The sequence below is a fragment of the Streptomyces bluensis genome, assembly GCF_014650715.1.
Taxonomy (GTDB): Bacteria; Actinomycetota; Actinomycetes; order Streptomycetales; family Streptomycetaceae; genus Streptomyces; species Streptomyces bluensis.
Window position 1 is genome coordinate 41,889 of record NZ_BMVM01000004.1, and the last position, 25,948, is coordinate 67,836.

Sequence of the window (25,948 nt, forward strand, 5' to 3'; positions counted from 1 at the left end):
TTGTCGTCAGGATTCGGGCCCTCGGTGGTTGGTCGCGCCCGCGTCGGCGGAGCCGCACATCAGCACCGCCCCGTACCCTCTTCCAGGCCCCTCCCCACCTTCATCCGATCCCCTGCGTTCCGTCCCCCACCCTCCGTCCGTACACCTCGACCAGCCCTTTGCGTGAGTCGTCGAGGTACACCGCGAGGAGCTTTTCGGCCTCGTCGCGCTCACCCGCCTGGAGGGTCTGGAGGATCTGCCTGTTACGCGCCAGGTAGGGCTCGTGGAGGCGCCGTGGGTCGTCCACCACGTGGAAGGCCAGCCGGAGTTCGGCGAAAACGCTGCGCATGAGTTCGTCGGTGCGCTCGCTGCCGGCGAGGGCGACCAGCTCCCGGTGGAAGTGGATGTTGGCGGTGGACACCCCTTTCCAGTCACCCTCGCGTGCCGCCTTCTGCCCGTCCGCGACGGCGTTGGCCGGTCCCTCCACGGCGTACGGCGGCGCGCCGAGGCCGCGCACGACGGCGCACTCGACGAGGCTCCGGACGCGGTAGATGTCCTCGACGTCCTCGACGGTCAGGACGCGGACGAAGACGCCGCGGTTGAGCTCGTGCACCAGCAGGCGTTCGTGGGTGAGCAGGCGGAACGCCTCGCGGAGCGTGTTGCGGGAGACCCCGAGCGCGCCGCCGATGCTGTCCTCGGACAGCCGCGTTCCCGGCGGGAAGAACCCCTCGGCGATACGGCTGCGGAGGATGTCCGAAACCCGCTCGGCGGTGCTGGTGCGGCCCAACAGTGCACGGTCGTCGGCCAGTCCAGTGAGTTCTGCCATGTTCCGAATTCAATCGCGGATACATGAACGAAACAACACGGGTATTGAGGGATCGTTCAACGATCCTCTACCTTGCTGGGAACGCATCTCGATGGGCGCCGTAGCGCTGCGGCGCCCATCGCTTCCGCACGGCACGGCTCGACTCCTCACGCACCCTCCGTCCCTCATTGCGAGGTGCCCATGAGCACGAATCCTCCCCCTCAGGCCCTGACCGGCGACGTTCATCCGAAAGCGGGGGAAATCGGCGCCGACGACGGCGCGTTCGCCTGGCTGCGGGCGCTCGGTCCGCGTGGCCGCCGTGCCTTCGCGGGCGCGTTCGGCGGCTATGCCCTCGACTCGTACGACTACTTCACGCTGCCGCTCAGCATGGTGGCCCTCGCGGCCTACTTCGGCCTGGACAGCGGCCAGACGGGCCTGTTCACCACGGTCACCCTCGTCGTCTCGGCGATCGGCGGGGCGGCCGCGGGCGTGCTCGCGGACCGGATCGGGCGCGTGAAGGCGCTGATGATCACGGTGGCCACCTACGCGGTGTTCACGGTGGCCTGCGGCTTCGCGCCCAACTACGAGACGCTGCTGGTCTTCCGGGCCCTCCAGGGTCTCGGCTTCGGCGGCGAGTGGGCGGTCGGCGCGATCCTGGTCGCCGAGTACGCGAGTGCCCGGCACCGGGGGCGGACGCTCGGCGCGATCCAGAGTTCCTGGGCCGTCGGCTGGGGCCTCGCCGTGATCGTCTACACGCTGGTCTTCCAGTTCCTGGACGACGACATCGCCTGGCGCGTGATGTTCTGGACCGGCGCGCTGCCCGCGCTGCTCGTCGTCTGGGTGCGGCGCCAGGTCAAGGACGCCCCCGAAGCGAAGGCCGCGCGCGAGAGGAGCAGTGAGAAGGGCTCGCTCGCGGCGATCTTCAAGCCGGGCACGGCGGACGATCCGGGCCTGCTGCGCACCACTCTCTTCGCCGTTCTGCTGTCCACCGGTGTCCAGGGCGGCTACTACACGCTGGCCACCTGGGTGCCCACGTACCTGAAGACGGAGCGCGACCTGTCCGTCGTCGGCACCGGCGGCTACCTGACGTTCCTGATCTCCGGGGCCTTCATCGGCTACCTCACGGGCGGCTACCTCACCGACCGGCTGGGCCGCCGACGGAACATCTGGCTGTTCGCGGTGCTGTCGGCGCTGTGCATCCTGGCGTACGCGAACATCCCCAGCGGCGCCAACACCCTGCTCCTGGTGCTCGGTTTCCCGCTCGGGTTCTGCATGTCGGCGATCTTCAGCGGCTTCGGCTCGTTCCTGAGCGAGCTGTACCCGTCGGCCGTTCGCGGCACGGGGCAGGGCTTCACGTACAACACCGGCCGCGCCGTGGGCGCCGTCTTCCCCACCACGGTGGGCTTCCTGGCCGACAGCTGGGGTGTGGGCGGCGCGCTGGTCTTCGGCGCGATCGGTTACGGCCTGGCGGCGATCGCGCTGCTCGGGCTTCCCGAGACGCGTGGGAAGGAGCTGGCGTGAACAGCACGGAAGAGCGCCCTGCGACCGTCACTGCGGCAGAGGACCGGCCGCTGACCCTCGTCGACGAGCACGCGCACGCGTGGAGCCCGAAAACCGCCCGGGCCCGCTTCCGGGAAGGGCTCACGGGCCCGACCGCCGGCATCGCGGCGGGCCACACCCAGGTCAACCTCATCTCGGTGCCCGCCGACTGGGCGTACGACATGCTCCTGTTCTGCACGCTCAACCCCAAGCCCTGCCCGGTCCTCGACGTCACGGACGCCGGCTCCTGGACCACTGTCCTCGCGGGCGGCGCCGATCTGCGCACCGATCTGCCGCGCTACCGGGTGTGGCAGGACGGCGAACTGGTGGACGAGCCGACGGACGTGCGTGCGCACTGGCGGGGCGACCTGGTGTCGTTCCTGATCGGCTGCAGCTTCACCTTCGAGTGGGCGCTGGCCGAGGCGGGCGTCCCCCTCCGTCACATCGAGCAGGGCCGCAACGTGCCGATGTACGTGACCAGTCGCCAGTGCCGGCCGGCGGGGAGGCTGCGCGGCCCGATGGTGGTGTCCATGCGCCCGGTTCCGCCGGAGCATCTGGCGACCGCTCTGCGGGAGAGCGGACTGCTCCCCGCGGTGCACGGCAGCCCCGTACACTGCGGCGATCCCTCGGGGCTGGGCATCGAGGACCTCGGCCGCCCCGACTTCGGCGACCCGGTGGACGCCGAACCCGACGACATCCCGGTGTTCTGGGCCTGTGGAGTCACCCCGCAGGCCGCGGTGATGGCCTCCCGCCCGCCGTTCGCCATCACCCACGCGCCGGGCCAGATGTTCGTCACCGACGCCCGCGACGAGCAGTACCGCGTGGCCTGAGAAACCACGGAGTCCGAGAAACCACGGGGTGTGAGAAACCGCGTGGTCTGAGAACCTGCGTGGCCGGAGAAGGGAAAACGAAGGATCCATGACCTCGATCGATCTGAACGCCGACCTCGGCGAGGGCTTCGGCCGCTGGCGGCTCACCGACGACGAACAGCTCCTGTCCGTCGTCACCAGTGCCAACGTGGCCTGCGGTTTCCACGCCGGGGACGCGGCCACCATGCGGCGGGTGTGCGAGCTGGCGGCCGGGCGCGGGGTACGGATCGGCGCGCAGGTCTCGTATCGGGACCTGGCCGGTTTCGGGCGGCGCGCGATGGACGTGCCGCCCGCCGAACTGGCGGCCGAAGTGGCGTACCAGATCGGCGCGTTGGAGGTCTTCGCGCGGGCGGCGGGTGCGCGCGTGGCGTATGTGAAGCCGCACGGCGCGCTCTACAACCGCGTCGTGCACGACGAGGAGCAGGCCGGGGCGGTCGTCGAGGGCGTACGGCTCGCGGGCGCCGCACTGCCCGTGCTGGGGCTGCCCGGATCGCGCTTGCTCAAGCTGGCCGAGCAGGCCGGGCTGCCGGTGGTCACCGAGGCGTTCGCGGACCGCGCGTACACCGACGAGGGCACGCTCGTGCCGCGCGGCCGGGACGGTGCCGTGATCGCCGACGCGGACGCCGTGGTCGAACGGTCGGTGGGGCTGGCGTGCTCAGGGGCGGTCACGTCGCACTCCGGGGAGCGCGTCATGGTCCGCGCCCGCTCGCTGTGCCTGCACGGCGACACTCCGGGCGCGGTGGAGCTCGCCCGCCGGGTCCGGGACGAGCTGGAGTCGGCGGGCGTCCGGGTGGAGGCGTTCGTATGAGGGCGCTGCCGGCCGGGGACCACGCCCTGCTGATCGAGGTGGGGACGGGCGAGGAGGCGCAGGCCCTGCACGCCGAGCTGCTGCGCCGCCGCGCCGCGGGCGAGCTGGCGGTGGCCGAGATCGTCCCGGCGGCCCGCACGGTCCTCCTGGACGGCCTGGACGCCCCGTCCCGCCTCGCCGAGCGACTCGCCTCCTGGGAGGTGCCGCCCGTGCCCCCGCGCGCGGGGGACGTGGTCGAGATCCCCGTGCGGTACGACGGCCCCGACCTCGTCGACGTGGCCGCGCACTGGGATGTGTCCGAGGCCGAGGTGGCCCGGCTGCACGCGGCGGCCGAGTTCCGGGTCGCCTTCTGCGGTTTCGCCCCGGGCTTCGGCTATCTCACGGGCCTGCCCCGCGAGGTGCCGCGCCGGGGGACGCCGCGGACGGCTGTGCCCGCGGGGTCGGTCGCCCTGGCGGGGCCGTACACGGGGGTGTACCCGCGTGCCTCCCCCGGCGGCTGGCAGCTGATCGGTACGACGGACGCGGTGCTGTGGGACCACGCGCGCGTGCCGGCTGCTCTGCTGTCACCGGGTACGCGTGTGCGTTTCGTCCCTGTGGGGGCGCCGTGACCGACCGCGCCCTCGCCGTCGTACGGGCCGGAGCCCTCACCACCGTCCAGGACCAGGGGCGGCCCGGCCACGCCCATCTCGGCGTGCCGCGCTCGGGAGCGCTGGACGCACCCGCCGCCGCGCTGGTCAACCGGCTCGTGGGCAACGCCCCGGAGGCGGCCGTGCTGGAGACCACGCTCAACGGGTGTGCCGTGCGGCCGCGTTCGACGGTCACCGTGGCCGTCGGGGGCGCCCCCTGCGCGATCACCGTGGACGGGCGCCCGGCGGCCTGGGGAGCCCCCCTGCGGGTCCCGGGAGGGGCGCTGCTGGACATCGGGCCCGCCCGCTCCGGAGTGCGCAGCTATCTCGCGGTCTCCGGTGGCGTGGCCGTGGAGCCGGTGCTGGGCAGTCGCTCGACGGACCTGCTGTCGGGGTTGGGCCCGGCTCCGCTGACCGACGGCACGGTGTTGCCCCTGGGGCCGTCGGTGAGGGCACACGCGCGCGTGGATGTCGTTCCGCACCCGGCGCCACCCGCCGAGCTCGTCCTGCGCGTGACGCTGGGCCCGCGCGACGACTGGTTCACCGCGGCGGCCGTCGGGGCCTTCACCACACACCCGTACACGGTGTCCACCGCGAGCAACCGCATCGGCCTGCGCACGGAAGGCCCCGCCCTGGTGCGGGCGGTCCCGGGCGAACTCCCCAGCGAGGGCATGGTCCTGGGCGCGGTGCAGGTCCCGCCGGACGGCCGTCCGGTCGTGTTCCTCGCCGACCACCCGACCACCGGGGGCTACCCGGTGATCGCGGTCGTCCACCCGGCGGACCTGCCCGCGACGGCCCAGGCGGCGCCGGGCACCCCGGTACGGTTCGTCGCCGTGCGCCGGCGGGCCTGATGCGCGCACCCGCGGGTCACGCCGCCTCGGCTTGCTCTCCCACCGTCAGCGCGGCCAGCGCCGACGCCACCGCGGCGGAGGCGCTGAGGTCCAGCCGGCCACTGGTACCGCGGGCCTTGTGGCGGACCTCGGCCATGGCGAGGGCGAGGAGCTGCGGCAGCAGGTCGGTGCACCGGCGGGCGACCCAGGCGGTTCCCTTCGTGGCCAGCCAGAACAGGCTCGCCGACCGGGTGGGTACAGGGAACTCGGGCTCGGGGGACGGTCCTGGCCCCGTCGAGAGGCCCGCCTCGGTGAGCAGGGCGTGGAAGCGGACGGCGAGTTGCCGGTGTCCGCGCTCCCCGGGGTGCAGCCGGTCCGCGCTCCACATGGCGCGGTCCGTCAGCCACGCGCCCTCACAGGCGTGCAGATGCACCGCCTCGTACCGCTCGGACAGGGCGTGGACCACGGTGTTGACCGCGCGCTGCCGTCGGGCGAGCGGGCGGGCCAGGGAGCCGGGCAGACCGAGCATCGCCCCGGGGTCGGGCAGACAGGCGGTGAGCAGGCCGGTGCCCTGGGCGCGGAAGGCCGCGTACACCGTGTCGAGGCGGGCGGCGACGGCGTGGATGTCGAAGGTGCAGCGCAGGGTGTCGTTGACGCCGATGACGACGGAGACCAGGTCCGGTCGCAGGGCCAGCGCGGCGGGGGTCTGGCGCTCCAGGACGTCCCGCGTCTGGGCGCCGCTGACCGCCAGGTTGGTGAAGTCCGCGGCCGGGCCGAGCCCGTCGGCGAGGAGGGCGGCCCAGCCACGCCAGCCGTCACCGACGGGGTCCCCGATGCCCTGGGTCAGCGAGTCGCCGAGAGCCACGAACCGCAGGGGTCTCATACGACGCCCTCCCGGAGCGGATCGACGCCCTCCCTGGAGGGGCGCGGCGCGGCCGCGTCGTGCGCCGCGAGGAACGCCTCCACCGCCGTCGTCCACCCGAAACACTCCGCACGCGCGCGTGCGGCCTCCCTGCGCTCGTGCTCGGGGCGCGCGAGAAGCAGCTCCACGGCGTCGGCGAACGACTTCCCGTTGTCGGCTGCCGTGGCCCCGGCCGAGCCGACGACCTCCGGCAGCGCGGACGAGGCGCTGGCCACCACGGGCGTGCCGCAGGCCATCGCCTCCAGGGCCGCGAGCCCGAACGTCTCCGCGGGTCCGGGTGCCAGACACACATCGGCGGAGGCCTGCAGGGCGCCCAGCGTCCCACGGTCGGTCACGTGTCCCAGGAAGGTCACCGGGAGCCCCTGGGCCCGCTGTTCGAGACGTGCCCGCAGCGGCCCGTCCCCGGCGACGACCAGGACCGCCCGCCTCCCGCGCCGCAGCAGCGCCTCCAGCGCGTCGAGCGCCGTACCGGGCCGCTTCTCGACGGACAGCCGGGAGCACATCACCAGCAGCACGTCCCCCTCGCGTGTGTGCCGGGCCCGCAGCCCCGGGTCCCGCAGCGCCGGGTGCCGCCCCACCAGGTCGACGCCCAGCGGGGCCCGTACGACGTTGCGCGCGCCGATCCGCACGAACTCGCGCTCGGCGAACTCGGTGGTGCACACGACCTTCGAGTAGGTGTGCGCCGTACGGACGTTGAGGGCGTCGGCGGCACGCCGGGACATCGCCTCGGACAGGCCCCAGGTGCGCAGGACCCCGTCGGCGGTCTCGTGGGAGACCATCATGGCGGGCACCCTGGCCCGGCGGGCCCACGCACCGGTCCAGCGCAGGGTGGTCCGGTCGGAGACCTCCAGGCGGTCGGGCGCGAGCCGCTCCAGGAGCCCGGCCACGCGCCGTTTGTCCACGAGGACGCGGTAGCCGCCGGTGCCGGGCAGCAGCGGTCCGGGCAGGGTGATGACGCGTCCCTGGTCGGTCTGGCGGTCGGTGTGGCGCTCGCCGGGCACGATGAGGACGGGCTCGTGGCCGGCCTCCTGGAAGCCCTTTCCCAGTTCGCGCAGCGCGGTGCGCAGGCCGCCCGAGGCGGGAGCGACGAAGTTCGCCAGCCGGACGATGCGCAGCGAGTCGCTCATGCCGCCACCACCGTCCGCGCGGACAGCACGTCGGCGTAGTGCCCGATCAGCTGGTCCCCGACCGCCTCCCAGGTGCGGCCCTCGACCGTCGTCCGCCCCGCCGCGCCGTACTCGGCCCGCAGCGCGGGATCGCCGGCCAGCGTCCGTACGGCGTCGCGTACGGCGTCCGCGTCGCGCGGCGGGACCAGCAGGCCGGTGCGCTCGTGCGCCACCAGGTCCAGCGGGCCGCCGGCGGCGGGCGCGATGACGGGCACCCCGCTCGCCATGGCCTCCTGGACGGTCTGGCAGAAGGTCTCGAAGGGCCCGGTGTGCGTGAAGACGTCCAGCGAGGCGAAGATCCGGGCGAGGTCGTGGCCGGTGCGGCGGCCGAGGAAGACGGCACCGGGCAGGGCCTCGCGCAGGCCGGGCTCGCTGGGTCCGTCGCCCACGACGACGACCCGTACGCCGTCGAGGGCGCAGGCGCCGGCCAGCAGCTCCACCTGCTTCTCGGGGGCGAGCCGGCCGACGTAGCCGACGATCAGCTCGCCGTTCGGCGCCAGTTCCCGGCGCAGTGCCTCGTCGCGGTGGTCGGGACGGAAGCGGACGGTGTCCACGCCGCGCGGCCACAGCTTGACCCGGGGGATGCCGTGCGCCTCCAGGTCGTGCAGGGCCACGCTGGACGGGGCGAGGGTGAGGTCGGCCGCGGCGTGCACGGAGCGGATCCGCCGCCAGGCGGCACCCTCGCCCGCGTGTACGTAGGTGCGGGCGTATCCCGCGAGGTCGGTCTGGTAGACGGCCACGGCGGGGATGCCGAGCCGGGCGGCGGCGGCCATGCCGCGTACGCCGAGGACGAAGGGGCTGGCCAGGTGCACGAGGTCGGCGCGGTGATCGGTGATCGCCGCGGCGACGCGTCGGCTGGGGAGGGCGACGCGGACCTGGGGGTAGCCCGGGAGCGGAAGGGAAGGGACGCGGACGACGGGGCACGGCGCCTGGGCGTCGGCCTCGGTCCCAGCTGCGGTGGCCGGGGCCACGACGAGCGGGGCGTGACCGCGCGCGGCGAGGTGCCGCGCCGTCTGGAGGGCACAGTGGGCCACGCCGTTCACATCGGGGGGAAAGGACTCGGTCACGATGACGACACGCATACCGGTGTTGTCCTCGCGTTGGACGTGGCCGCGTCAACGTGGATCTTTCCGGGCGGGGAACGACGCGTGAGCGTTCCGCACCGCTCCCTTCCGGCTCCACGGGCCTTTCCCCCAGGTCACCCGCCGTTCATACAGTTGTTCAATCGTTCACGCGGTCGTCCACCCGGTGGGGTGTCCCGGGTGTTCGCACGGCGGGTGTTCCAGCTGTTCACACGGCGGGTGTGTCCGGTCCGATCCGGCTCCGTACGGCTGTCTGGACCTCCGCCTCCTCGGCGGGATCGGCGGCGAGGCGGCGGAGTTGTTCGACGACGCGCGCGTCTCCGGTCTCGGCGTGCCGTGCGGCGATCTCGCGGGTGGATTCCTCGCAGTCCCACAGGCACTCGACGGCGAAGCCGGACGGGAAGGAGGGGTCGGTGGCGGCCAGGGCGCGGGCGGCGCGGCCGCGGAGGTGGGAGGAGGCGGTCTCGCGGTAGACATGGCGCAGGACGGGGGCCGCGCACACGATGCCGAGCCGTCCGGTGCCGTCGACGAGGGTCCACAGTGTGGGCGCGTCGGGTCCCTCGCCGCGCACGGCCTCCCGGAGCGCGCCCAGGACCAGGTCGCTGTCGTTGGCCCCGCCGCGGCAGGCGAGGGTGCGTCCGGCGGCGGCGCCCAGCACGTCGGGCCGGTGCACCCAGCGGCGCGCCCGGTCGACGGCGGCGACGCTGCGCATCCGTTCGAAGGCGTCGACGGCCGCGTCCACGACGGCCGTGGAACCGTCGGCCACGGCACCCTCGATCAGGTCGAGGGCGTCGGGATCGTTGCTGTCGGCCAGGTAGCGCAGGGCGGTGCTGCGGGCGCCGTCACTGCCGGCGCGGGCGGCTTCGAGGATCTCGGGACGGTCCTCGGGACCTGCCACGGCCATGAGACAGCGGGCGGCGGGCACATGGAGCGCGGCGCCGCGCTCGATGCCCTGCTGGGCCCACTCGAAGACGGCCCGCACGCTCCATCCCGGACGGGGCCCGGATGGTCGCATCTGGCGCTGCCAGCGGTCGAAGCAGCCGGCTTCCTGGGCGGCACGCACGCGTGTGGCGATCGATGCGCGGGAATCCTCGGCCCACAGCCGCCAGGGCCGCGGCTCGAAGGCGTCGCGGACGGTCGCCGCGAGCTCTGCTTCGCCCTCGGGGTCGGTGGCGAAGCGCGCCAGCACGGGTGCGGCGAGGGCACGCAGGCCGGCGTCGTCGTCTCTGAGGGCCAGTTCGTCGAGGGCCCAGGCCCAGTTGGTGCCGGAGGCGGCGTACCTGCGCAACAGGGTGAGGGCGTCCCGCCTGCCGTACGAGGCGAGGTGCCCGAGGACCGCGAGGGCGAGTCCGGTGCGCGACTCGCAGGTGTCGAGGACGTCCTCGGCGTCGAAGAGGTGCCGCTCGATCTCGTCCAGCTCGCCGTGCAGGTCGAGGTACAGACGGGCGTAGTACAGGGAGCGGTTCTCCACCTGCCAGTCGTGGCGGGGGTCGCTCAGCACGCAGTGGTTCAGTGCCGCGAGGGCTTCGGCCCGCGGGGCGGTGAGCGCGTGCAGCGTGCCGTCGCCGCGGCCCCGCTGGAGCAGGCCGAGCAGCGTACCGCTGGGCGCTATGACCGGTTCGAACATGGGAAACAGCCTCACATCAAGCGTCGACGCAACCGGGAATCCGCACTACCTGGCCGCGTGACAACACGTCGGAGCGCCCGCCGTCTCTTGCTTGCTGTAGACCATCTTCCTCTGCCTCTCGTCGGTGGCCCATGCGGACCGCATCACGGCCCACGCGGTGCGGCAACACCTGCCCAGCCATCGTGTCCGTGAATCACGACGTCATGATGACTCGCTGGTTCTTCCTGCCGCGACCGAAATTTCCGGCGGCCCCGTACCGCCTCCCCCGTCTTCCGTGTCCTGCCTGGTCAGAACAGTGGATCAGTGTGCGCCAAACAGTTCGAGCAACTCCATCCGCTCGAACATGCGCGCGATGTCGACGGCCGAAGGGGTGCCCGCGAGCGGGTCGGCGCCGCCCTCCAGGAGGACCCGGATGACCGCCTCCTCGCCCTTGAAAACCGCCCCCGCGAGCGGTGTCTGCCCCCGGTCGTTGACGTGGTCGGCCTCGGCGCCGCGCTCCAGGAGGGCGCGCACCGCCTCGGCGTGACCGTGATAGGCGGCGAGCATCACCAGCGAGTCGCCGCGGTCGTTGGTGAGGTTGGCCGGAACGCCCGCGTCGACGTACGCCACGAGCGCCTCGGTCTCGCCCCGGCGTGCCAGGTCGAAGATCTTCGTCGCGAGCTCCACGACCTCGGGGTCGGGGGCTTCACTCATGGGACGGACCGCCTCTCACAGCGAGCGCGTACGAAGCCCGGAGGGCTCCAGGGACGACTTCGGGAGCGTACGGCGGCAGGTCGGTGCCGCCGTACGGGTGAATCGCCAGCGTACTGGGCTCCGCTCGCACATGAGCCGAGCCGCCCGAGGCAAAGTTCACAGCAGACTCCGTCAGGCGCAACATCCCGCCTCGGACAGCTCAGCAGCGGCTCCACCACCCGAGCGAAAAGGACCGCAATTCACCCATTCGCGCCTTTTATCGTATAGATACATCTTGTGATGATGGCATAACTCATGGTGACTGTCCCCCTCGACCAGGAGAGCACACATGATCCTGTCCATCTCAGGCGTCGTCCTGCTCGGCGTCATCGTCTTCCTCTTCTTCCGCAAGGACGGCCTCAAGGCCTCGCACGCCATCGTGGCCACGCTGTTCGGCTTCTACCTCGCCAGCACGGGCATCGCCCCGAGCATCGAGGCAGGGGGCGAGAGCCTCGCGAGCCTCCTAGGCGGCATCAAGTTCTGATCCCCCCTCCCGCCCGTACGCACCTCAAGGAGACCGCAGTGGCCCGCCGCCCCCTCCCCCGCATCCTGAGCAACGGCAGTGCGCACCTCGCCCGCAGCAGGGAGCTGGCAAAGACGGCGGCCGACGGTGCCACCGACGTCCTCCACCCGCTGATCACGATCACCCGTGGACTGCGTCGCCTGGCGGCCGCCGGGCGACGCCAGTGGGCCGACACCCCGAAGGACAAACGAGGTTCCTTGTTCCTTCTGATGGCGTCGGTGGTGCTGGTGGTGGCCCTGGTGCCGTACGGACCGCTGCTCGCCGTCATCGGACTGATGGCGGCGGCAGCCTGGCAGGGCCGTGGCCCTGCGGGGGCGCCCACGGGCCCCGACGAGGCGCAGAAGCAGCGCCTCCAATCGCTGTACGAGGCCCTCGTGCCCTACTTCGCCGCCGCCGAGGACCCCGAACCCCTCTACGCCCACGGCGGCGACTGGCAGAAGGCGTTCACGGAGTACGCCTTCGACGGCTCCGGGCGCGTCCAGCGGCTGGAGATCCACTACCCGGCGTACTTCACCGACGGCGAGGCCGAGTCACGCGCGCGGATCGAGCGGGTGGTGCACTCCAAGTCGGGCCGCGGCCGCGAGTACCTGTTCGACTGGGACGAGGAGGGCAACCAACTCACGGTCACGGTCCTGGCGCCGCTTCCCACCGACGTCGCCGCCCAGCGCTTCGTCACGGCACCCGGCGAGCTGGTTCTCGGCTTCACCGATCCGACCCACGTCCAGCGCACCCTGCCCGTGGAACACCGTGAGGAGCAGCGGGACGTCCCTCCGGTCGTCTGGCGCACGGGCACCCGCTCCACGGAACCGCATCTGCTCGCGGTGGGCGAGCCGGGCAGTGGGACGACCACGCTGCTCCGCTCCCTCGCACTCCAGGCCCTGCAGTACGGCGACGTGCTGATCGTCGAGGGCAGCGGCACCGACGGGTACGCGTGCCTGACCGGCCGGGACGGCGTGCTGGCCGTCGAGTGCGGGCTCGCCGGGGCACTGGCCGGCCTGGAGTGGGCGGCGCACGAGACGGAGCGCAGGCTGATCGCCGCCAACGTGGCCCGCCAGGCGGGCCACCCACCGCCGGACGACACCCGACGCCCCCTGTGGATCCTGCTGGACCGCCCGAGCGCGCTGGGCCACGTGGCCGCCGCGGACGGCGGCCGCGACCCGCAGTCCCTGCTCCGTGTGCCGCTGCGCCACGGCCGCCCGGCGAACGTCACGGTCGTCGTGGCCGAACAGTTCGACGGTCTGGACACCCTCTCCGACGCGGTTCTGCAGCACACACGCGCGCGCGTGCTGCTCGGCTCCGCCTCTCCGGAGCAGCAGGAGACGGTCCTGGGCGCGCGCCCGCGCACCACGCCCACCCCGGACATCCCGCCCGGCCGGGGGTATGCCCGCCTGGGCGCGGGCCCGGTCCACCGCCTCCAGGTCCCGGCCACCCCGGACCCGTACGACGAGGCCACGACCGAGAGCCTCCGTCAGGCGGTGCTGGACCTGCTTCCGGTCCGGACCGCTCCGGGGGACGAGGTGCCGACGCAGGCCGACGAGGTCGAACTGGTTCATGCGGAGACCGAACCGGTACGGATGGACAAGGACGTGATCCCGGCCAAAGCCGCGGTGGCCGCCGAGGGCTGACCCACCGGGTCAGGCCACGAACGTGCGCGGCGCCTCCGCACCCCCGGCCGCCCCCGCCTCCACCAGCCGTGCCGCCGCCGCGAGCCGCACGGCGGCCTCGTCCGCCACCGCACCGCCCACCGTGAACGGCAGTCGCACATACCCCTCGAAGGCCCCGTCGACACCGAACCGCGGCCCCGACGGCACACGCACCCCGACCCGTTCCCCGGCCTCGGCCAGCCGCGAGCCCGACAGCCCCCCGGCACGCGCCCACAGGGTGAGCCCGCCTCGCGGCACCTCGAACTCCCAGCCCGGCAGTTCCCGGCGTACGGCGGCGACGAGCGCGTCCCGGTTCTCGCGGGCCTGGCCGCGCCGGATGCCCAGGGCGTGCTCCCAGCCCCCGGTGCTCATCAGCCAGTTCACGGCCAACTGCTCCAGCACGGGGGTGCCGAGATCGGCGTACGCGCGGGCCGCGACGAGGCTGCGGACGACGTCGGGCGCGGCACGCACCCAGCCGATGCGCATGCCCGCCCAGAACGCCTTGCTCGCCGAGCCGACCGTGATGACGGTCGAGCCCGCCGGGTCGAAGCCGCAGACCGGCCGGGGCATCGCGCGGGCGTCGAGGTCCGGGTCCAGACGGACTTCACTCATCGTCTCGTCGACGACGAGCACGGTCCCCGCGGCCCGGGCCGCGTCCACGAGCCGTCGCCGCTGGTCCTCGCCGGCGAGCGCGCCCGTCGGATTGTGGAAGTCGGCGACGACGTACGCGAGCCGCGGCGCCGCGTCCCGCAGCACCTGCCGCCAGCGGTCCAGATCCCACCCGTCGAGCCCTTCGGCCATCGCGACCGGCACCAGCCGGGCGCCCGCCTCACGCATCAGCTGAAGGATGTTGGCGTACGAGGGCGACTCCACCGCGATGCGTTCGCCGCGCCCGGCGAAGAGATGACAGATGGCGTCCATGGCACCCATCGCCCCGGTGGTGACCATGATCTGCTCCGGCATGGTGGGGACCCCGCGCGCGGTGTACCGCTCGGCGAGCATCGCGCGCAGCGCGGGCACGCCGGCCGGGTAGTCGCCGTGCGTGTGAGCGTACGGGGGCAGCTCCTCCAGGGCGCCCTGCACGGCCCGGGTGAGCCACGGCTCGGGCGCGGGCAGGGCCGCACAGCCCAGGTCGATCATCGAGCCGAGCGCCTCGGGCGGCAGGGGCTCCAGTCCGCGCGCGGGGAGCGGGTTCCCGGCGGGCACGGCGGTCCAACTGCCCGCTCCCCTGCGGGACTCCAGAAAACCCTCGGTGCGCAGGGCCTCGTAGGCCGCCGCGACCGTGGTGCGACTGACGGACAGGGACAGCGCGAGCTCGCGCTCGGCGGGCAGCCGGGCCGCGACCGGCACACGGCCCTCCAGTACCAGCAGCCGGATGCCGTCGGCGAGCGCGCGATAGGCGGGCGGTCGGCGGGTGCCCGGACCTGCCGGGCGCTCCTGCTGGGAGGTGAGCAGCCGCGCGAGCTGAGCCGCACCCACTGCCGACGTCCACTGAGCCATGGTTTTCAGTCCACCTTCCCCGAATTGGCCATGGATGGCGTGTCCTGCCAAGCCACAGAGTGTCATGAGCCGGGCCACTGCCACCACCTCAGGGGGAAACGTCTTGTCCAAGGAGCAGTTCACGCAGCGCCGCCTCGGGCGGCGGTTGATCCAGCTGTACGCCGGTCTCGCGCTGTACGGCGCGAGCATGGCACTCCTCGTGGAGGCGGGCCTGGGCCTGGCGCCCTGGATCGTGCTGGACGAGGGGCTCGCCGAACTCACCGGGCTGACGATCGGCGTGACAGTGATCCTCGTGGGGGCCGTCGTGCTGCTCCTGTGGATCCCGCTGCGCCAGCGGCCGGGACTCGGCACGGTCTCCAACGTCTTCGTGATCGGTCTCACGATGGACGCCACCCTGGCGGCGGTGCCCGACGCGCGCACCCTGGCCGTGCGGGTTCCGCTGGTCGTCGGCGGCATCCTCCTGAACGGCGTGGCGACCGGTCTCTACATCGCGGCCCGTTTCGGGCCCGGCCCGCGCGACGGCCTGATGACGGGTCTGCACCAGCGCACCGGCCGCTCGATCCGCCTGATCCGCACGGCGATCGAGCTGGCGGTGGTGGCGACCGGTTTCGTCCTCGGGGGCACGGTCGGCGTCGGCACGGTCCTCTACGCGCTGGCCATCGGCCCGCTGTCCCAGCTGTTCCTGCGCGTGTTCGCCGTCCCCACGGCATCCGGCAGCACGGTCGTTGCCACCGGTCCATCCCAGCGAGCGATACTTCCCAGGTGAACACGCCGATACGCCACCCGTACCTCGACCATCCCGGCCCCATAGCCTTCGCCCACCGGGGCGGGGCGGCGGACGGGCTGGAGAACACCGTGGCCCAGTTCCGGCGCGCGGTCGAGGCGGGCTACCGGTACATCGAGACGGATGTGCACGCCACGGCCGACGGACGACTCGTCGCCTTCCATGACGCGACCCTGGACCGGGTGACCGACGGCGCCGGCCGGATCGCGGACCTGCCCTGGCAGGAGGTGCGGCACGCGCGCGTGGCGGGCGTCGAACCGGTGCCCCTCTTCGAGGAGCTGCTCGAAACGTTCCCCGAGGTGCGCTGGAACGTCGACATGAAGGCCGAGCCGACCCTCGGTCCCCTGCTGGACCTCATCGCCCGCACCGGCGCCTGGGACCGCGTGTGCGTCGGCTCGTTCTCCGAGGCGCGCGTGGCCCGCGCCCAGCACCTGGCCGGCCCCCGCCTGGCCACCTCGTACGGCACCCGAGGAGTCCTCGGACTCCGGCTGCGTTCCTGGGGCGTGCCCGCCGCCCTGCGCCGCTCGGCGGTCGCCGCGCAGGTGCCCGAGTCCCAGTCGGGCGTCCCCGTGGTCGACCACCGGTTCGTGCGCGCCGCCCACGCGCGCGGGCTTCACGTCCATGTGTGGACCGTGAACGAACCGCAACGCATGCACCGGCTCCTGGACCTCGGCGTGGATGGCATCATGACCGATCACATCGACACGCTGCGCGAGGTTCTGGAGGACCGGGGGGTCTGGGTCTGAGCCTTCGCGCGGCCCGTTCACGGGGAAGCGAGGGCACGGGTGGGCACCGACACCGTGCGGACGGACACGGCCGACGAGGCCGCCGGGCGGCGGCGCGAACAGCGCGGCTGGTACTTCTACGACTGGGCGTGTTCCGTCTATTCGACGAGCGTCCTGACCGTGTTCCTGGGCCCCTACCTCACCTCGGTCGCCGAGTCGGCGGCGGACGCGGACGGTTATGTCCACCCGCTGGGCATCCCGGTGCGCGCCGGTTCCTTCTTCGCGTACTCGGTGTCCCTGTCGGTGATCCTGGCCATCGTCATCATGCCCCTGGCGGGCGCGGCCGCCGACCGTACGGGCCGCAAGAAACCGCTGCTCGCGGCGGCCGCGTACGCGGGAGCCGCGGCGACGACGGGCATGTTCTTCCTGGACGGGGACCGCTACCTTCTCGGCGGCCTCCTGCTCGTCATCGCGAACGCCGCACAGTCGGTCGCGATGATGCTGTACAACTCCTACCTGCCGCAGATCGCACCCCCCGAGGAGCGCGACGCGGTCTCGTCCCGGGGCTGGGCCTTCGGCTATGCGGCAGGCTCTGTGGTGCTGGTGCTGAACCTGGTGCTGTTCACCGCCCATGACTCCTTCGGCGTCTCGGAGAGCACGGCGGTGCGCATCTGCCTTGCCTCGGCCGGCCTGTGGTGGGGCGCTTTCACCCTCATACCGCTGCGCAGGCTGCGCGACCGCCGGGCTCCTCAGACCAGGGCAACGGCCCCCGGCCTGCGCCAACTCGCCGCCACCGTACGGGACATGCGCCGCCACCCCCTGACGCTCGGCTTCCTCCTCGCCTACCTCGTCTACAACGACGGCATCCAGACGGTGATCTCCCAGGCATCGGTGTACGGCTCCAGGGAGCTGGGCCTCGGGCAGTCGACACTCATCGGGGCGGTGCTGCTGGTCCAGGTACTCGCGGTGGCGGGCGCTCTCGGCATGGGCCGGCTGGCGCGGAAGTACGGCGCCAAGCGCACGATCCTGGGCTCGCTGGTGGCCTGGACGCTGACGCTGGCCGCCGGATACGTCCTTCCGGCGGGAGCACCCGTCTGGTTCTTCGTCCTGGCGGCGGGGATCGGTCTCGTCCTGGGTGGCAGCCAGGCCCTCTCCCGCTCGCTCTTCTCCCATCTCGTCCCGCCCGGGAAAGAGGCCGAGTACTTCTCGGCGTACGAGATGAGCGACCGGGGCATGAGCTGGCTGGGACCGCTGTTGTTCGGTCTGACCTACCAGCTGACCGGAAGTTATCGTGACGCGATCATCTCGCTCGTGGCCTTCTTCGTCCTGGGATTCGCCCTGCTCGCACGGGTTCCGGTGCGCCAGGCGATCACCGAGGCGGGCAATCCCGCGCCGGAACGGATTTAGCACCCGGAGCGAAAGGGCTGTAGTGTACGCGTTTGGCCTGCCAGGCGTACCGTTACTGCGCGTCAAAGATGCCGAAACGCTAGGTGACATCTGCTGTCAGATGTGACAAACCGGGCGCCGGTGGGTACTGCATTGGTTGACAAGGCTGCGGCTACGACGGCGACGCATGACCCGGAACGGGACACGGAACGGGAATCTTTACCGCCGACCGGACGTTGACCGGATGACGACGACAGCGACACCTGTCCTGTGGGCGACAAGCCCGGGAGGCACGATTCATGAGTGAGCGAGCTCTTCGCGGCACGCGCCTCGTGGTGACCAGCTACGAGACGGACCGCGGCATCGACCTGGCCCCGCGCCAGGCCGTGGAGTACGCATGCGAGAAGGGGCACCGATTCGAGATGCCCTTCTCGGTCGAGGCGGAGATCCCGCCGGAGTGGGAGTGCAAGGTATGCGGTGCCCAGGCACTCCTGGTGGACGGCGACGGCCCTGAGGAAAAGAAGGCCAAGCCCGCGCGTACACACTGGGACATGCTGATGGAGCGGCGTACGCGTGAGGAACTCGAAGAGGTCCTTGAGGAACGCTTGGCCGTTCTCCGCTCCGGTGCGATGAATATCGCGGTACATCCGCGGGACAGCCGCAAGTCCGCGTAGTCCCTCCGGGGGTTGGGCGGCATACACAGCGCAGCCGAAGACCGCGGGCACCGTACATGCCGTACGGGGCCTCGCGGTCTTCGTCATGTGCGGCTCAGCGGTTCAGCGGCGGCCGCGGCTCCTGCGGGGCGGCACCGGCGTCGTCCCTGATCACCTCACCCTGAACCACCTTCCCGTCCGGCCGGTGGATACGGGCTTGCTGGAAGGCGTTACCGAGGCTCCCGGCGTCGGCTTCGCGGATCTTGCGTGCGAAGGTCCGCTCCGTATACCGCCCCAGGGCCTTCTGGAGCGGCGGGATCAGCAGCAGCAGACCCACGGCGTCGGAGACAAGGCCGGGCAGCATCAGCAACAGCCCACCCAGCATCAGGAAGCCGTTGCCCTCGCTGCCGCCGCCCGCGGCGGGAGCCTCACCACGCTGCTGCTGTTGCACCGCCTCGGCCAGCTTGCGGAACGCCCGCCGCCCGGCCCGCTTGACCACCACCGAGCCCAGGGCGAAACCGGCGACCAGCAACAGGAAGACCGTGAAACCGCCGGCCGCCTCCGCGACCACCGTCAGCAGCCAGATCTCCAGCACCAGCCACGCGGCGATGCCCAGCGGCAGGAACGTACGCGACCGGGACCGCCGCGGCCGGGCGGGATACGGGGAAGTCGGAGCGCCACTCGTCATGCTCCCAGTGTGCCTGGACCTGGCTCAATGCGGGATAAGGGGGCCGACCGGACCGTGGAGCCCCGGGCCTACGACGACTTGCCCCCGCGCCCCAGCACCTTGCCCACCCGCTCCCCCACACCCCACGCCGTGACCCGCCACAGCGCCTCCACCAGGATGTCGCGGCTCATCTTGGAGTCACCGAGCTCCCGCTCGACGAAGGTGATGGGCACCTCGACGACGTGGTACCCCGCCTTGATCGCCCGGCGGGCGAGGTCGACCTGGAAGCAGTAGCCCTGGGAGGCGACCTCGTCGAGGCCGAGGCCTTCGAGGGTCTCACGCCGGAAGGCGCGATAGCCGCCGGTGATGTCGCGCAGCGGCAGATCGAGAGCGAGCCGCGAGTAGAGGCTGCCGCCGCGGGAGATGTACTCGCGGGACTTGGGCCAGTTCACCACACGCCCGCCCGGCACCCAGCGGGAGCCGAGAACCAGGTCGGCACCCTTGAGGGCGGTGAGCAGACGAGGAAGCTCCTCGGGCTGGTGGGAGCCGTCGGCGTCCATCTCGATCAGCACGCCGTAGCCGTGCTCGATGCCCCAGCGGAACCCCGCGAGATAGGCGGCGCCGAGCCCTTCCTTGCCCTTGCGGTGCAGCACCTGGACGTGGTCGTCCACGGCGGCCAGCTCGTCCGCGAGCTTGCCGGTGCCGTCGGGGCTGTTGTCGTCGGCCACGAGAACGTGCGCCTCGGGGACGGCCTTCCGCACCCGGCCGACGATCGCCTTGATGTTCTCCGCCTCGTTGTAGGTCGGGATGATCACCAAGGCCGTGCCGAGCGGACCGAACTGCCTCTTCTGGGCTCCTGCCGCGAGGGTCCCGTCGCCGTCGTTCACTGCCTGCCCCTTCATGTCCGTACGCAGGGGACCACCATAGTGTCCCCGGCCTGCACCGACGTGTCGGCACGTGCGCAGGCGGGTGTCGATTCGGCAAGAGCCGGGTGCGAGCGATCCCCGAGCCCCCCGATGTGTTCCCGGAAGGTCCTGTGTGCTGTCCAGAATGCGCCATCGCACCGCGGCACGCGCGCCCCGGAGGCAGGTCGGGTGAATGCGTTGCGGATCGGGGCCCGGCGCCCTTCGGGCCGACCTGGGACCCGCTGGCTGCGGATCGACCGAAAGCCGTTGTCTACTGAGCGTCCGGGCCCCACCCGGGTCACACCAATCCCCCAGGCTCTCGGCTCCTCCCCCGCTCTCGACTTCGGTTGAGCGGGTCGGATTCCCCTGAGCAGGGAGGGACTTCCCTCTCACTGAACATTCCCTCGCCGGGGCGGCCACGCTGGGCCTGGCTCCCAGTGACGGTGCGCCGGTGCAGCACACCGCCCCTGACCCAGCGGCGCTCCGACGACCGCGCGGAAGGTCCCCGGTCGGACGTCCGGTGGTGGACCCGGCCGAACCTACCCGCCCTCCGCCATCGGCTGTCAACAGCCGTTCGACCTGCGATGTTTCACCGAAGCCCCTGGTCAGCGCGGCGGATGCCCAGGTGGCGCGGCGGGGCGGCGGGCCCCCGATCGGGCCGCGCCACCCCGGGAGATCACTCGCCCGGCCGTACGAACACGGTCCGCCCGCCCACGACGGTGCGCAGACAGACGGGCAGGTCCGTGCCGGGGCTCAGATCGGGCAGTCCGGGAGTGCCGGAGCGGGGGTCGGTGGACCAGCGGGCGACCCGGTCGTCGGGGGCCTGGACGACGAGTTCGTCGGTGCGCCACACGGCGTAGTCGGCGGGCGCGCCCGGGACCAGGACGCCCGCGTCGTCCCGTCCGACCGCCCGCCAGCCGCCTCGCGTGTGCGCCGTGAACGCGGCGCGTACGGACACCCGGTGCTCCGGCGTCCGGTGGAAGGCCGCCGCGCGGATCGTGCCCCACGGGTCGAGCGGCGTGACCGGGCTGTCCGAGCCGAAGGCGAGAGGGACACCGGCGCGAAGCAGGGCCGCGAACGGGTTGAGCGTACGGGCGCGCCGCTCGCCCAGGCGCTGCGCGTACATGCCGTCCTCCCCGCCCCACAGCGCGTCGAAGGCGGGCTGCACGGAGGCGGTGAGGCCGAGTTCGGCGAGGGCCGCGATGGTGTCGGGGGTGAGCATCTCGGCGTGCTCTACGCGGTGCCGGGCGGCGCGGACCCGGGCGAGGCCGGTCTTCTCGGCGGCGGCGCGCACGCCCTCGACGACGGCGGTCATCGCGGCGTCCCCGATGGCGTGGAAGCCCGCCTGGAGACCGGCCTCGGTGCACGCGACGACGTGGGCGGCCACAGCATCGGCGTCCAGATACGCGGTGCCGGTGTGGTCGGCGTCGGCGTACGGCTCGTGCAGACACGCCGTGTGCGAGCCGAGCGCGCCGTCGACGAAGAGGTCGCCCGCGGCGCCGACCGCGCCCAGGGCACGCGCCTTCTCGACATTCCGTTCCGCCCAGTAACCCACGACCCGCGGGCCCGGCTCCTCGGCGGCCAACCGCAGCAGCCCGGTGAAGTCGTCCTCGGAGGAGATGTCCGGGCCCGCGCACTCATGGACGGAGCCGATGCCGAGCGAGGCGGCGTGGGCGAGTGCCGCGCGCTGGGCCTCGGTGCGCTGGGCGGGAGCGACGGCGCCCAGCGCGGTGGCGCGCACGGAGTGGTGGGCGTCGCGGGTGAGCGGGCCGTCGGCGAAGCCGGTGCCCCCGGGAACCAGATCGAGCAGTGCCGTCGTCACGACCGCCGAGTGCACGTCGATCCGCGAGAGGTACAGCGGGCGCCCATCGGTCGCCTCGTCGAGTTCGGCGCGCGTCGGAGGCCTGCCGCCGGGCCAGCGGGACGCGTCCCAGCCGTGGCCGAGGAGTACGCGGTCGTCCGGGCGGGCGGCCGCGAACTCACGTACGAGGGCGAGGGCCGCCTCGCGTGAGGGCGCGTCGGACAGGTCGAGCCCGGTCAGCGCGAGACCGGTGGACGTGGTGTGGACGTGCGCATCGGTGAACGCCGGGGTGACCAGTGCGCCGTCGAGGTCGATCACCTCGTCGACGCCCTCCACGAAGGCGTCGGCCGCCCCTTCGGAGCCGACCCAGGCGATCTGCCCGCGTTCCACGACCATCGCGGTGGCGAACGGGTCGGCGGGGCTGTGGACTTCTCCACCGCGCAACAGCACGGTGTCCGACGAGGCGGTGCTCTCACTCATGGGAACAGTCTCGCGCCTGGGGTTCACCACCCGGTGCACGGGGCGCCCGAGCGCCGCACACGCCCTCAGGGACGCCGCTGCACGCGCTCCTCAGATACGCGGGGGCCGGGCCTCGTACGGCGTCGACAGCACCACGGTCGTACGCGTCGACACCCCTGCCAGCGTCCGCAGCCGCGCCAGCAGTTCCTCCAGCTCGTGCGGGGTGGCCACGCGGACCTTGAGGATGTAGTTCTCGTCGCCCGCGACGCTGTGGCACGCCTCGATCTCCGGGACACCGGCGAGGCGTTCGGCGATGTCGTCGGGGGCGCTGGGGTCGAACGGTTTCACCGAGATGAACGCGGTCATGGGCAGCCCGACGGCCTCCGGGTCGACGACCGCCCTGTACCCGCGGATGACGCCACGCTGCTCAAGCCGGCGCACCCGCTGGTGCACGGCAGACGTGGACAGGCCCGTGGCCTTGCCCAGGTCGGTGTAGCTCATCCGCCCGTCCTCGACGAGCAGCTGCACGATCTGTCGATCCAGCTCCTCCATGGCGCAAGAACCTACAGGGCGGTTGATCTCCTCGGACACCTGAGCGGCGCAGGTCATACCCGGTTCGTGATGTGGCTGAGAGCGCTCCGTGAGCCGTGCGGGTGAGGGGCCCCCGGGCATGGGGCACCTGCGATTGGCATGTGACGAACGCCACAGCACCCGAGCAGGCTTCGTGATGTCTTCGTGATTACCGCCGAGACGGGACGGGAAGTGCTTGCTGTGGTCGAGGCCGCAGTGCCTTCACGGCCCAGCCCGAGGGGGAGTAACCCATGCAGAATCTCAAGCGCCTTGGTCGTACCGCGCCCAAGCGCCAGCAGCCGGTCGTCGAGCCCGAGCCGGAGGGCGTCGAAACCGACGACGAGTTCGACGCCTACGACACCCTGGAGATGTACCGGGTGATCTGCCCGGACTGTGCGCAGCCCATCGCGCTCCTCGCGGACGAGGAGGTCCTGCCGGAGCACGCGCTGTGCGCCTCGCCGTGGAACCCGTTCGGGCTCACGGTCTGCGCCGGTACGGGCCGGGCGGCGGCCGAGGCCCGGTCCGCCGACGAGTCCGAGGAACTCCAGGAGCAGGACACCGCCCTTCTGCTGACGCTCCCTCAGGGGCTCGACTGGCGGACGCAGCCGTTCTCGCACGTCGGCGGCCCGGGATCGCGCCCGATGCGCGTGCCGGCCGTTCGACGCCAGGTCGACCACCGCCAGGCCGCCTGACCCGGCGGGTCGCCGAGAGGGCTGTTCAGCCCGCTTCTTCCCCGTAACTGCCCTGCATCATGGACCGCGGACCGCCGTGGTGCAGGACCAGTGTGTGGCCAGTGAGTCGGGCGTACCGCCTACCGGCGCGCCAGTCGTTCGGGACAGCGGGAACGGTCCTGGACCCCGTCGCCGTGTACCCCCGTACGAGGCCACCGTGGACACACACCCGATTCCCGGGAGCGGTGACCGGCCCGCCCGCAGCCGCGTTGCCCCGGTATGACCCCCACCTCGTCCACGACCGGGCGTCACCGTCACCTCCCCGTCCCGCCGCCCCCGGGAGCCTCGGTCTCCCGTCGGTCCGCGCTCCCGCAGGACCCGCCCATCTACAGCGCCCTGATGCGGATCTGGGCGGACCGGGGCCGCACACTGCCGGGGCGCCGCGACCCGGAGTGGATCCGGCTGGCCGCGCCCCCGAGCGGCCCCGGCCAGTTCACCAGGCTCGGGGACCCCTTCGTCGCGGGCCCGCCGTTCGGCGCGACCCGTGATCCGCTCAGCGCGACTCGGGACCCGCGAGGTGACGGGCGATGACCATCCGCTGGATCTGATTGGTGCCCTCGACGATCTGGAGCACCTTGGCCTCACGCATGTACCGCTCGACCGGGAAGTCCGCCGTGTAGCCGTACCCGCCGAGGATCTGTACGGCGTCCGTGGTGACCTTCATCGCGGTGTCGGTGCAGTGCAGTTTCGCCATGGCCGCCTGCCGGGAAAAAGGCCGGCCGGCGTCGCGCAGCCGGGCCGCCGCGAGGTAGAGCGCGCGGCCGGCCTCGATCTGCGTCGCCATGTCCGCGAGCATGAAGCGCAGCCCCTGGAAGTCCGCGACCGGTCGTCCGAACTGCTGCCGCCCGGTGGCGTACGCGACGGCCTCGTCGAGCGCTGCCTGGGCCAGACCGATCGCGCAGGCCGCGATCCCGAGCCGCCCGGAGTCGAGCGCGGACAGGGCGATGGCGAAGCCCTGGCCCTCGTCGCCGATCCGCCGGGCGTCGGAGATCCGCACCCCGTCGAGGTGGATCTGCGCGGTGGGCGAGCCCTTCATCCCCATCTTCTTCTCGGGCGCGGCGGCGCTCAGCCCCTCGGCGTCACCGGGGACCAGGAAGGCCGTGATGCCCCGGGCGCCCTCGCCGCCGCTGCGCGCCATGACCGTGTAGAAGTCGGCGATGCCGCCGTGCGTGATCCACGCCTTGGTGCCGTGGAGCACCCAGTCTCCCCCACTCTCCCGTACGGCCTTCGTGCGCAGGGACGCCGCGTCCGAGCCCGAGGACGGCTCGGAGAGACCGTATGCGCCGAGCAGGCCGCCGCCGAGCATCGCGGGCAGGTACTCGGCCTGCTGTTCCTTGGTGCCGTACTGAGCGAGCGCATGACAGGACAGGGAGTGGACGCTGACGCCGAGGCCGACCGTGAGCCGGGCGGCGGCGAGCTCTTCGAGGACCTGGAGGTAGACCTCGTAGGGCTGGTCGCCGCCGCAGTACTCGGAGTCGTACGGCAGGCCGAGCAGTCCCGACTCCGAGAGCAGCGTGAAGAGTTCGCGGGGGAAGTGGCCGGCGTCCTCCTCCTCGGCCGCGTGCGGGGCGATCTCCCGCTGGGCGATCTCACGGACGAGGGAGATCAGATCCCGGGCCTCGTCCGTGGGCAGTTGACGGTCCACCGGCTGCGGGGCGCGGTCGGGCATGGCGACGCTCTCCTCCCTGTCGGGCACTGCGGCGGACGCACCGGGGATGGGGTGGCGCCACCGGGTCTCACTGGCCACGGCCGACGGTCGCCTCCCGGGTCGCGGAAGCCGCTGACCAGCGGCTGTGGCGCTTGGAGTATGCCCGATCCGGACCAGCGAGTCACCAGTTAACGGTCGTTCATTACAACACATCGAACGATCGGCGCTCCGCATCCCGGACGGTGTCCGCCCACCCCGGCCAGGGGAACCCGCCGGCGTCAGGGACCGCGGCGGGCGGGCTCCGGGGCCCGGTACGCGGGGTCGAGTTCCTCGATGGCGCGCAGCGTGCCGCCCAGCGTCTTGACCAGCAGCTCGCGCATGGTGTCCCGGGACAGGACGGGGCTGGTGATCCAGTCCAGGGTGGCGCCCTCGACACTGCACACCCAGCCGAGGAGGCCCATGCGGGGCAGCGCGGCGATGTCAGGGCGGCCGTACGCCCCCTCGGCGATGGTCGCGACGATCGCCTCGCGGACGCCGTCACGGATGGCGTGCACCTGGGCGTCGAAGCCGACGCCGCCGCTGACGATGGTGCGGTACGCGGCCTGGTTGTTCTCGGCGTACCGGAGGTAGCCGTCGAGGGTGCGGTGCACCCGCTCCTGCGGAGGGAGTTCCAGACCGCTCGCGGCGAAGGCGACCAGGTCGGTCACGGAGTCCTCGACGATGGCGAGGTAGTAGCCGCGCTTGGACTTGAAGTAGTAGTAGATCAGCCCTTTGGCGACATGTGCCTGACGCGCTATGTCGTCCATCGACAGCGCGTCGTAGGAGGTGTCGGCGAACAACTTCCGCCCGATGGCGATGAGTTCGGCGCGGCGGGTGACAGAGCGGTCGGTACCGCGGGTCCGCGGGCCCCCGATCGCGCCTGGCTGGCTGCTCTTCAATTTCGGCCCAAGTCTCCAACGGCGAGGGGG

At 72.4% G+C, this 25,948-nt stretch carries 26 protein-coding genes; 13 read left to right on the plus strand and 13 right to left on the minus strand.

Going from position 1 to position 25,948, the window contains the following annotated elements:
- Positions 1-100 precede the first annotated feature (100 nt).
- Positions 101-805, minus strand: a complete 705-nt coding sequence (locus tag IE262_RS12880) for a GntR family transcriptional regulator (RefSeq protein WP_189873642.1) — start codon at positions 803-805, stop codon at positions 101-103.
- Positions 806-985: 180 nt separating this feature from the next.
- On the opposite strand from IE262_RS12880, the gene IE262_RS12885 reads away from it, so the two are divergent.
- The 5 genes from IE262_RS12885 (at position 986) to IE262_RS12905 (ending at position 5,477) form a co-directional block, all read left to right on the plus strand.
- Complete coding sequence (locus IE262_RS12885; protein WP_134038995.1) at positions 986-2,305, plus strand: MFS transporter; 1,320 nt, start codon at positions 986-988, stop codon at positions 2,303-2,305.
- Entirely contained in the window at positions 2,302-3,153 is an 852-nt protein-coding gene (locus tag IE262_RS12890; RefSeq protein ID WP_189873644.1) for a putative hydro-lyase, read from the plus strand. Before IE262_RS12885 ends, IE262_RS12890 begins: the two co-directional genes overlap by 4 nt.
- 88 nt (positions 3,154-3,241) lie before the next feature.
- Positions 3,242-4,000, plus strand: coding sequence for a LamB/YcsF family protein (locus tag IE262_RS12895; RefSeq protein WP_134038996.1), 759 nt, complete (start codon positions 3,242-3,244; stop codon positions 3,998-4,000).
- Positions 3,997-4,608 carry a 5-oxoprolinase subunit B family protein gene (locus IE262_RS12900; RefSeq protein ID WP_189873647.1) on the plus strand — a complete coding sequence of 204 codons (612 nt, stop codon included), beginning with the start codon at positions 3,997-3,999 and terminating at the stop codon, positions 4,606-4,608. The genes IE262_RS12895 and IE262_RS12900 overlap by 4 nt, the downstream gene beginning before the upstream one ends.
- Complete coding sequence (locus tag IE262_RS12905; RefSeq protein WP_189873649.1) at positions 4,605-5,477, plus strand: 5-oxoprolinase subunit C family protein; 873 nt, start codon at positions 4,605-4,607, stop codon at positions 5,475-5,477. The genes IE262_RS12900 and IE262_RS12905 overlap by 4 nt, the downstream gene beginning before the upstream one ends.
- A 16-nt stretch (positions 5,478-5,493) precedes the next feature.
- Here the strand turns inward: IE262_RS12905 and IE262_RS12910 are convergent, their stop codons facing one another.
- The 5 genes from IE262_RS12910 to IE262_RS12930 form a co-directional block, all read right to left on the minus strand.
- The gene (locus tag IE262_RS12910) at positions 5,494-6,339 is read right to left on the minus strand and encodes an SGNH/GDSL hydrolase family protein (RefSeq protein WP_189873651.1); all 846 of its coding nucleotides are present in this window, start codon (positions 6,337-6,339) and stop codon (positions 5,494-5,496) included.
- Positions 6,336-7,505, minus strand: a complete 1,170-nt coding sequence (locus IE262_RS12915; protein WP_189873653.1) for a glycosyltransferase — start codon at positions 7,503-7,505, stop codon at positions 6,336-6,338. Before IE262_RS12915 ends, IE262_RS12910 begins: the two co-directional genes overlap by 4 nt.
- On the minus strand, positions 7,502-8,626 hold the full coding sequence (locus IE262_RS12920; RefSeq protein WP_189873655.1) for a glycosyltransferase family 4 protein: 1,125 nt from the start codon (positions 8,624-8,626) through the stop codon (positions 7,502-7,504). Before IE262_RS12920 ends, IE262_RS12915 begins: the two co-directional genes overlap by 4 nt.
- 208 nt (positions 8,627-8,834) lie before the next feature.
- Positions 8,835-10,253: a HEAT repeat domain-containing protein gene (locus IE262_RS12925; RefSeq protein WP_134039002.1), complete on the minus strand. Its 1,419-nt coding sequence runs from the start codon at positions 10,251-10,253 to the stop codon at positions 8,835-8,837.
- A 300-nt stretch (positions 10,254-10,553) separates the two neighbouring features.
- Positions 10,554-10,946, minus strand: a complete 393-nt coding sequence (locus IE262_RS12930; protein ID WP_189873657.1) for an ankyrin repeat domain-containing protein — start codon at positions 10,944-10,946, stop codon at positions 10,554-10,556.
- A gap of 328 nt (positions 10,947-11,274) precedes the next feature.
- Here IE262_RS12930 and IE262_RS12935 point away from each other — a divergent pair, with 328 nt between their 5' ends.
- Positions 11,275-11,469, plus strand: a complete 195-nt coding sequence (locus IE262_RS12935) for a hypothetical protein (protein WP_131562356.1) — start codon at positions 11,275-11,277, stop codon at positions 11,467-11,469.
- A gap of 38 nt (positions 11,470-11,507) precedes the next feature.
- Entirely contained in the window at positions 11,508-13,133 is a 1,626-nt protein-coding gene (locus IE262_RS12940) for a hypothetical protein (RefSeq protein ID WP_189873659.1), read from the plus strand.
- Between the two features lie 9 nt (positions 13,134-13,142).
- On the opposite strand, the gene IE262_RS12945 is transcribed toward IE262_RS12940, so the two are convergent.
- A complete protein-coding gene (locus tag IE262_RS12945) occupies positions 13,143-14,651 on the minus strand; it encodes an SCO1417 family PLP biosynthesis transcription factor (protein ID WP_134039005.1) in 1,509 nt (502 codons plus the stop codon).
- 64 nt (positions 14,652-14,715) lie between these two features.
- Here IE262_RS12945 and yczE point away from each other — a divergent pair, with 64 nt between their 5' ends.
- From yczE to IE262_RS12965, 4 genes are all read left to right on the plus strand, one after another.
- Positions 14,716-15,417 (plus strand): membrane protein YczE, encoded by a 702-nt coding sequence (gene yczE / locus IE262_RS12950; RefSeq protein WP_189873661.1) that lies wholly within the window; start codon positions 14,716-14,718, stop codon positions 15,415-15,417.
- Positions 15,414-16,181, plus strand: coding sequence for a glycerophosphodiester phosphodiesterase family protein (locus IE262_RS12955; protein WP_134039007.1), 768 nt, complete (start codon positions 15,414-15,416; stop codon positions 16,179-16,181). The genes yczE and IE262_RS12955 overlap by 4 nt, the downstream gene beginning before the upstream one ends.
- A gap of 39 nt (positions 16,182-16,220) precedes the next feature.
- Positions 16,221-17,567, plus strand: coding sequence for an MFS transporter (locus tag IE262_RS12960; protein ID WP_134039008.1), 1,347 nt, complete (start codon positions 16,221-16,223; stop codon positions 17,565-17,567).
- Positions 17,568-17,845: 278 nt separating this feature from the next.
- Positions 17,846-18,220, plus strand: a complete 375-nt coding sequence (locus IE262_RS12965) for an RNA polymerase-binding protein RbpA (protein ID WP_003977404.1) — start codon at positions 17,846-17,848, stop codon at positions 18,218-18,220.
- Positions 18,221-18,314: 94 nt separating this feature from the next.
- On the opposite strand, the gene fxsA is transcribed toward IE262_RS12965, so the two are convergent.
- The 4 genes from fxsA to IE262_RS12985 form a co-directional block, all read right to left on the minus strand.
- Positions 18,315-18,887: an FxsA family membrane protein gene (gene fxsA / locus IE262_RS12970; RefSeq protein WP_134039009.1), complete on the minus strand. Its 573-nt coding sequence runs from the start codon at positions 18,885-18,887 to the stop codon at positions 18,315-18,317.
- Between the two features lie 68 nt (positions 18,888-18,955).
- Complete coding sequence (locus IE262_RS12975) at positions 18,956-19,753, minus strand: polyprenol monophosphomannose synthase (RefSeq protein ID WP_134039243.1); 798 nt, start codon at positions 19,751-19,753, stop codon at positions 18,956-18,958.
- A gap of 694 nt (positions 19,754-20,447) precedes the next feature.
- Complete coding sequence (locus IE262_RS12980; protein WP_189873663.1) at positions 20,448-22,052, minus strand: amidohydrolase; 1,605 nt, start codon at positions 22,050-22,052, stop codon at positions 20,448-20,450.
- Positions 22,053-22,142: 90 nt separating this feature from the next.
- Positions 22,143-22,583 (minus strand): Lrp/AsnC family transcriptional regulator, encoded by a 441-nt coding sequence (locus tag IE262_RS12985; RefSeq protein WP_134039011.1) that lies wholly within the window; start codon positions 22,581-22,583, stop codon positions 22,143-22,145.
- A 269-nt stretch (positions 22,584-22,852) separates the two neighbouring features.
- On the opposite strand from IE262_RS12985, the gene IE262_RS12990 reads away from it, so the two are divergent.
- The gene (locus IE262_RS12990; RefSeq protein ID WP_134039012.1) at positions 22,853-23,293 is read left to right on the plus strand and encodes a hypothetical protein; all 441 of its coding nucleotides are present in this window, start codon (positions 22,853-22,855) and stop codon (positions 23,291-23,293) included.
- A gap of 258 nt (positions 23,294-23,551) precedes the next feature.
- Positions 23,552-23,863, plus strand: a complete 312-nt coding sequence (locus IE262_RS12995; protein ID WP_134039013.1) for a hypothetical protein — start codon at positions 23,552-23,554, stop codon at positions 23,861-23,863.
- Here IE262_RS12995 and IE262_RS13000 read toward each other — a convergent pair.
- Positions 23,826-25,001: an acyl-CoA dehydrogenase family protein gene (locus IE262_RS13000; protein ID WP_189873665.1), complete on the minus strand. Its 1,176-nt coding sequence runs from the start codon at positions 24,999-25,001 to the stop codon at positions 23,826-23,828. The two genes, IE262_RS12995 and IE262_RS13000, sit on opposite strands and share 38 nt — an antisense overlap.
- 257 nt (positions 25,002-25,258) lie before the next feature.
- A complete protein-coding gene (locus IE262_RS13005; protein WP_134039014.1) occupies positions 25,259-25,918 on the minus strand; it encodes a TetR/AcrR family transcriptional regulator in 660 nt (219 codons plus the stop codon).
- Positions 25,919-25,948: the final 30 nt, after the last annotated feature.

What these genes read in the sequence shown, in the direction of transcription:
- IE262_RS12880 (WP_189873642.1), bottom strand. Translation starts at nt 805, where the DNA reads ATGGCAGAACTCACTGGACTGGCCGACGACCGTGCACTGTTGGGCCGC.
- IE262_RS12885 (WP_134038995.1), top strand. Translation starts at nt 986, where the DNA reads ATGAGCACGAATCCTCCCCCTCAGGCCCTGACCGGCGACGTTCATCCG.
- IE262_RS12895 (WP_134038996.1), top strand. Translation starts at nt 3,242, where the DNA reads ATGACCTCGATCGATCTGAACGCCGACCTCGGCGAGGGCTTCGGCCGC.
- IE262_RS12900 (WP_189873647.1), top strand. Translation starts at nt 3,997, where the DNA reads ATGAGGGCGCTGCCGGCCGGGGACCACGCCCTGCTGATCGAGGTGGGG.
- IE262_RS12910 (WP_189873651.1), bottom strand. Translation starts at nt 6,339, where the DNA reads ATGAGACCCCTGCGGTTCGTGGCTCTCGGCGACTCGCTGACCCAGGGC.
- IE262_RS12915 (WP_189873653.1), bottom strand. Translation starts at nt 7,505, where the DNA reads ATGAGCGACTCGCTGCGCATCGTCCGGCTGGCGAACTTCGTCGCTCCC.
- IE262_RS12920 (WP_189873655.1), bottom strand. Translation starts at nt 8,626, where the DNA reads ATGCGTGTCGTCATCGTGACCGAGTCCTTTCCCCCCGATGTGAACGGC.
- IE262_RS12925 (WP_134039002.1), bottom strand. Translation starts at nt 10,253, where the DNA reads ATGTTCGAACCGGTCATAGCGCCCAGCGGTACGCTGCTCGGCCTGCTC.
- IE262_RS12930 (WP_189873657.1), bottom strand. Translation starts at nt 10,946, where the DNA reads ATGAGTGAAGCCCCCGACCCCGAGGTCGTGGAGCTCGCGACGAAGATC.
- IE262_RS12935 (WP_131562356.1), top strand. Translation starts at nt 11,275, where the DNA reads ATGATCCTGTCCATCTCAGGCGTCGTCCTGCTCGGCGTCATCGTCTTC.
- IE262_RS12945 (WP_134039005.1), bottom strand. Translation starts at nt 14,651, where the DNA reads ATGGCTCAGTGGACGTCGGCAGTGGGTGCGGCTCAGCTCGCGCGGCTG.
- yczE (WP_189873661.1), top strand. Translation starts at nt 14,716, where the DNA reads ATGAGCCGGGCCACTGCCACCACCTCAGGGGGAAACGTCTTGTCCAAG.
- IE262_RS12965 (WP_003977404.1), top strand. Translation starts at nt 17,846, where the DNA reads ATGAGTGAGCGAGCTCTTCGCGGCACGCGCCTCGTGGTGACCAGCTAC.
- fxsA (WP_134039009.1), bottom strand. Translation starts at nt 18,887, where the DNA reads ATGACGAGTGGCGCTCCGACTTCCCCGTATCCCGCCCGGCCGCGGCGG.
- IE262_RS12980 (WP_189873663.1), bottom strand. Translation starts at nt 22,052, where the DNA reads ATGAGTGAGAGCACCGCCTCGTCGGACACCGTGCTGTTGCGCGGTGGA.
- IE262_RS12985 (WP_134039011.1), bottom strand. Translation starts at nt 22,583, where the DNA reads ATGGAGGAGCTGGATCGACAGATCGTGCAGCTGCTCGTCGAGGACGGG.
- IE262_RS12990 (WP_134039012.1), top strand. Translation starts at nt 22,853, where the DNA reads ATGCAGAATCTCAAGCGCCTTGGTCGTACCGCGCCCAAGCGCCAGCAG.
- IE262_RS12995 (WP_134039013.1), top strand. Translation starts at nt 23,552, where the DNA reads ATGACCCCCACCTCGTCCACGACCGGGCGTCACCGTCACCTCCCCGTC.
- IE262_RS13000 (WP_189873665.1), bottom strand. Translation starts at nt 25,001, where the DNA reads ATGCCCGACCGCGCCCCGCAGCCGGTGGACCGTCAACTGCCCACGGAC.